A 5231-nucleotide genomic window follows, 5' to 3' on the forward strand; every position below is an offset into this window, starting at 1 on the left:
AAGTAATCCTTACCTTTTAATCTGCAGATTGGCGAAAGCAAATACAATAGCTTCGCTATCGTGATAAGGGGGCTGGCGAGGTTTGTCAAGCAAGTTTTTTGTTTCTGCGGACTACCTAGATTAATATTATATAGAAGGTTTGCTGCCAATAAAGCCTAAACTTACCAAATACATTTCTGTAGATTCAGATCTACTTGACTTTGGTTTAAAGTATTTTACTGTTTTAAACATTTTTTTTAGCTCGTTACAAAAATCTTTATCAGATTCTCCTTGGAAAATTTTTACTACAAACGTGCCACCATGGCTCAAGAAATGCTTCGCAAAATTGAGCGCTGCCTCACATAAAAGCATAATTCTGATATGATCCAACGATTTTAAACCACAAGATTCGGGCGCCATGTCAGATAAAATTACATCAAATTTTTGATCCTTGAATTTTTCTCTTAAAATTTCAAACTCATTGATAATATCACATTGTATAAACTCTACTCCATTAATTGCGTTCATTGGTTTTATGTCAAGAGCAACCACATTTGCACCTTTCTGAGATGCAACTTGTGACCATCCACCAGGAGAAGCACCAAGATCAATAATTTTCTGCCCTTCTTGGAATAATTTAAATTTGTTATCCATTTCTACTAGCTTATATGCTGAGCGTGACCTATAACCATCCTTGCTGGTTTTTTGCACATACTGATCATTCAAATGACGATGTAGCCACCTTGTTGAAGATAGTTTTCTGCCTCTAGCCGTCTTTACTCTAGTTTTTATTGCTAATACCCTACTTATTATTGATTATATCTTTAAGCTCTTTTTCAACTACTTCTTTTACCAGTGCATGTAGATATTTATTCAGCCATTCTGAGAGCTGAGGTTTTAAAAGAGATGTAACTAATTCTTCAACAGTAAGGTTCGCTTTTTTTTGTTGTTTATGCTGTAATTCGTTTTGCATTTTTCCAAGCAACGCTTTGATCTCTTCCATATTCTCTTTTAAAATTAGATGATCGTTATTTTGCGCTTGTAAGCCGCTATTACCCGCTTTGTTATTACTCATTTGGATATTATCGTACAAATAAATATCTTTTTTTTCTTCTGAATTGTAGCTATGGCCATTAAATTGGTTATTGTTGCAAGCCATTTCCTCACTTTGGTCATCATTATCAATGTCCTCTTTTTCATTATTTTCTTTTTTGCCATCTTCTTCTATTTCTTCTGGATACTCTTCCTCAAGGTATAGCACATCATCATTTTCATCCTTTATTTCTGCTTTATCGTTACTCGCGTTTTTACCCGATATAGCTTTTTTTATATCTTCTAGGATATCTTTTACAGACTGATTGCCTTGTTCATCATGCATAGTGCTAATACCATTAAATTTAGAGGTCTATACTATTTATCATAAAAAGCAAGTTGTAAACACTAATCACATAATTGCTTTTTGCTTCAACTAAGTCCGAACGTGCTTTAAATAATGCATCTTCAGTGTCCAAAAGGTCAGATGTACTCTTTAAATTTAAGTTTACTTCTTGCTCAACTCCTTCCAATGCTAGAGCTGCTGCTTTTTCCGCTTCTTGACTTGCTTTGATAATGGCCTTTGCTGTCAACACATTATTCCAAGCATTTACAACTGCTTGTTCTATATTTTTTACCGTTTCATAATAATCGTAGGTAGATTTTTTTGCATCCATTTTAGCTTTACTGACACCAAAAGCATTAACTCCTCTCTTAAGGATTGGAACATCAAGAGTAAAAACTACATGAACATTTTCTAATAGTTTGTCTACCTTCATACCATCCTCCCCAAAATTTTTGCTTGCACTTAGATTTAAAGAAGGAAGCCACTTGGAGCTTTCAGCAATCACTTCCATTCCGGCTGCTCTTTTTTGATAAACTGCTGCTTTTAGAGATAAATTATTGGTTTTTGCTAACTGTAAACATTCACTTAGCTCTGGAACAGAAGGTAGTTTATCATTAGCTTCAGAAAGGTCATCAGCATCTTCGCCAATCAAATGATAATAAGCAATATTTACCAACTTTAATTTACCTTCAGCATCAACTCTTTCGGACATAGAAGACGAAAATTTTGCTTTTGCTAACAAAACTTCAGCATTGGTTACCTCTCCAAGGGAAAAGCGTTTTTTCATAGCTGACAAATGTTCCAAAGAAACGCGTTCTTTATGTTCTCTGAGCTTTAACATTTCTGTCTTTTGTAAAACATTAACATATGCTTTCACAGCATTAAGTGCAAGCTCTTGTTTTAATTGCTGAAATCGCATCTTTTCTGCTTTGAGAAGATGGCTTGATCGACTGAATGTGGCAAAGGTACCACCGCCATCGATTAATTTCTGGCGCAATGTAAGTTTTTTTTCAGATGTATCAAGATTAAAGTTACTATCGAAATTGTATTGCAAATTAATGTCAGGTAAAAATCCAGCTAACCCAGAAGATTTATAGCGTTTTTCTGCGCTTTTATATTGGTAAAATTGAGACTTTATTTTTGAGCTATTTTTGATGGCTTTGCTTATCACTTCTCCCACATCGGTTGCATAGCAACTTATAGTATTAAAAATGATCGCAAGTGTGATAATCAATCGAAACATTCTAATTCCTATGCATATTGGTTGCCCAGCTCAATTACTAACATAAATTGCTTTAATAATCAATAACTAATATTGTTGACACTATTGAGAAATTAAGTATATCATAGCTTACTATTGTTGGATTAAATAATGAAGACTTTTTTCTTAAAGGAGAAACAAATCAATAAAAAGTGGTTTGTCATAGATGCAGAAGGATTAGTGGTAGGGAGGCTTGCAGCATTTGTAGCGACACTATTACGTGGAAAGCATAAACCTGAGTATACACCTCATATGGATTGTGGCGATAATGTAATTATTATCAACGCAGAAAAGGTGCATTTCACCGGAAAGAAGCTTAAAGATAAAATTTACTATAAGCATACAGGTTATTCTGGTGGTTTGAAGAAAACTACTCCAGATAATATTTTAAATGGCAAATTTCCTGAGCGTGTAATAAAAATGGCAGTGAAAAGGATGCTTGATGATGGGCCTATGGCACGTAGACGCTTTGAAAATTTGTATGTTTGTTCTGGTTCAGAGCATAAGCATCAAGGACAGCAACCTGAAAAGATAGATTTTGCCTCTTTGAATCGTAAAAATAAAAAGTAATGGAGTAAAAATGAAGAGTTCTACAATAAATAACAATGATTGGTCAGAAAAGACAATTAAATCAGCGGTTGATTCGCTTGGTCGTTTATATGCTACAGGCCGAAGAAAAGAATCTGTAGCAAGGGTATGGATAAAGCCGGGGAGTGGAAAATTTAGTGTTAACAAAAAAGGCGATCTAATTTCTTATTTTAAAAGAGAGTCAGTGTGCCAAATAGTAAAAATGCCATTTGTTGCAACTTCCACATTGGATAAATACGATGTATTTGCAACTGTAAAAGGTGGAGGGCTATCTGGTCAAGCAGGTGCTCTAGCTCATGGAATAAGCAGAGCTTTAAGTAGTGTAAGCCAAGATTTGCATTCTATACTACGTAATGGTGAGTTCTTAACTAGAGATTCACGTGTTGTTGAACGTAAGAAATATGGTCAACATAAAGCTCGGAAAAAGTGTCAATTTTCTAAGAGATAGTTATTTTATAGGGGTGTTTTTTTGTAAGTATTATACAAATATTTGCAAAAATGTACGATATCCTCTATTTTTGTGATGAATTTAGTTGACTATCGGTGTCAACATAATATGCTATTTGTGTGATTTTTTCGATATTAAGGTAATTTATGAGTAAAGAAGATATAATAAAGCAATTAAAGGAAGATTGTTCTAGTCAGAGTATAGATATAACAAAATCTGATTTGAGCGAGATTCATGATGCGTTTATTAAAATAATAAAGAATGAGCTGCATGGGAAAGGTGAAATACGTTTGCATGGAATAGGAACATTTTCTACTGCTATCAGTCAGGAAAAACAATGTCGTAACCCCCAAAGTGGTCAGATCATGACTGTTCCTAAAAAGACAAGGGTAAAATTTAAAGCAAGCCAAACTCTTTTAAGTATTTTAAATGAGAAGGAAAAAGCAGCAGTTAGTTAGACATTGTCATTTTTATTGTTTTTACTACGCTGTGTAAGCCGTAAAATACAGCTTCGCTAATTAAATAGTGGCCTATGTTAAGAGCTGAGATGTGAGGTATTCTTGTCATCTTCTTAGCGTGTTTATAAGTTATGCCATGTCCTGCGTGGCATTCTATTCCTAATTTATTGACGTACCCTGCAGCATTAGTAATTAACTGTAACTTTTTTTCTGATGGATTATCACAGTAATCCCCTGTGTGAATTTCTATTATGTCAGGTTTTGTCCCTAGCTTTTCAAGATATTTTAGTTGATCAATATTTGGATCGATAAACAGTGAGACTTTTATGCTAGAGCTATGCATTTCCTCTATTATACTAGAAAGTTTACTGTGCATATTCACGATATCCAGGCCACCTTCGGTTGTTAATTCTTCTCTTTTTTCTGGTACTATACTAATCGAATAGGGTTTTACCTTTTTTGCTATTTCAAGCATTTCTTCCGTGGCTGCAATTTCAAGATTTAGCTCAGTGCTAATGCTTTTTTTTAGGTTAAATACGTCTTCATCTCTAATATGCCTTCTATCTTCTCGTAAGTGTACAGTAATAAAGTCTGCTCCAGCGTCAATGGCTATTTCTGCTGCTTTCAATGGATCTGGATAAGAAGTTCCGCGTGCGTTGCGGAGGGTTGCAACGTGGTCGATATTAACACCTAGTTTCACAATCTACCTCAGAAATTATTTGTAGATTATACATGTTATTAGGTTTTTTGCATAGTCATCGTTTAACCTTATCCAGAAAAAGTGGAGAGAAAGAAAAGAGTTTTTTTGGGTAAAATAAAATTTTGGAGGATTAGAAATGGTAAGAGAATATACAGCAGAATTCAAATTGGAAGCTGTTAAACTGGCAAATGAACAAAGAAAGGCAGGTCAAACAATTACAAAAATAGCAAAGGATTTAGGAATAAAGGGTGGTTTATTAGGAAAATGGATAAAGAAACACAACGAAAAAAAGTCGGCAGCAGATGCATTTCCAGGTAGAGGTAACATGGCTCCTTACGACAAAGAGAGGTTTGATTTACAAAGCAAGAGTAACAAGGGAAAGAGACATTTAAAAAAAAGCCCTGGCCAGTCAAAAAGAG

8 protein-coding genes are annotated in these 5231 nt (G+C 34.4%); 4 read left to right on the top strand and 4 right to left on the bottom strand.

Going from position 1 to position 5231, the window contains the following annotated elements; translation table 11 throughout:
• Positions 1-126 precede the first annotated feature (126 nt).
• The 3 genes from OZD61_RS03465 to OZD61_RS03475 form a co-directional block, all read right to left on the bottom strand.
• On the bottom strand, positions 127-705 hold the full coding sequence (locus OZD61_RS03465; RefSeq protein WP_010962344.1) for an RlmE family RNA methyltransferase: 579 nt from the start codon (positions 703-705) through the stop codon (positions 127-129).
• Between the two features lie 76 nt (positions 706-781).
• Positions 782-1357, bottom strand: a complete 576-nt coding sequence (locus tag OZD61_RS03470) for a PopZ family protein (RefSeq protein WP_274979860.1) — start codon at positions 1355-1357, stop codon at positions 782-784.
• A 19-nt stretch (positions 1358-1376) separates the two neighbouring features.
• On the bottom strand, positions 1377-2600 hold the full coding sequence (locus tag OZD61_RS03475) for a TolC family protein (RefSeq protein ID WP_274979861.1): 1224 nt from the start codon (positions 2598-2600) through the stop codon (positions 1377-1379).
• Between the two features lie 129 nt (positions 2601-2729).
• On the opposite strand from OZD61_RS03475, the gene rplM reads away from it, so the two are divergent.
• The 3 genes from rplM to OZD61_RS03490 all read left to right on the top strand — a co-directional run bounded on the left by rplM (position 2730) and on the right by OZD61_RS03490 (position 4112).
• On the top strand, positions 2730-3188 hold the full coding sequence (gene rplM, locus OZD61_RS03480) for a 50S ribosomal protein L13 (protein ID WP_274979862.1): 459 nt from the start codon (positions 2730-2732) through the stop codon (positions 3186-3188).
• Between the two features lie 10 nt (positions 3189-3198).
• Entirely contained in the window at positions 3199-3654 is a 456-nt protein-coding gene (gene rpsI, locus OZD61_RS03485) for a 30S ribosomal protein S9 (protein ID WP_006279875.1), read from the top strand.
• Between the two features lie 146 nt (positions 3655-3800).
• A complete protein-coding gene (locus OZD61_RS03490) occupies positions 3801-4112 on the top strand; it encodes an HU family DNA-binding protein (protein ID WP_274979863.1) in 312 nt (103 codons plus the stop codon).
• Here OZD61_RS03490 and OZD61_RS03495 read toward each other — a convergent pair.
• Positions 4105-4812 (bottom strand): pyridoxine 5'-phosphate synthase, encoded by a 708-nt coding sequence (locus OZD61_RS03495; RefSeq protein WP_274979864.1) that lies wholly within the window; start codon positions 4810-4812, stop codon positions 4105-4107. The genes OZD61_RS03490 and OZD61_RS03495 overlap by 8 nt on opposite strands.
• A 136-nt stretch (positions 4813-4948) precedes the next feature.
• Between OZD61_RS03495 and OZD61_RS03500 the strand changes: the two genes are divergently transcribed.
• Positions 4949-5231, top strand: a 283-nt coding sequence (locus OZD61_RS03500) for a transposase (protein WP_274979865.1), incomplete at its 3' end; no start/stop codon positions are given.

The sequence above is a fragment of the Wolbachia endosymbiont of Drosophila bocki genome, assembly GCF_028982005.1.
Taxonomy (GTDB): domain Bacteria; phylum Pseudomonadota; class Alphaproteobacteria; order Rickettsiales; family Anaplasmataceae; genus Wolbachia; species Wolbachia pipientis.

Bases quoted from the DNA above. Each gene is read 5' to 3' on its own strand.
- OZD61_RS03475 (WP_274979861.1), bottom strand. From the start codon at position 2,600: ATGTTTCGATTGATTATCACACTTGCGATCATTTTTAATACTATAAGT.
- OZD61_RS03490 (WP_274979863.1), top strand. From the start codon at position 3,801: ATGAGTAAAGAAGATATAATAAAGCAATTAAAGGAAGATTGTTCTAGT.
- OZD61_RS03470 (WP_274979860.1), bottom strand. From the start codon at position 1,357: ATGCATGATGAACAAGGCAATCAGTCTGTAAAAGATATCCTAGAAGAT.
- rplM (WP_274979862.1), top strand. From the start codon at position 2,730: ATGAAGACTTTTTTCTTAAAGGAGAAACAAATCAATAAAAAGTGGTTT.
- rpsI (WP_006279875.1), top strand. From the start codon at position 3,199: ATGAAGAGTTCTACAATAAATAACAATGATTGGTCAGAAAAGACAATT.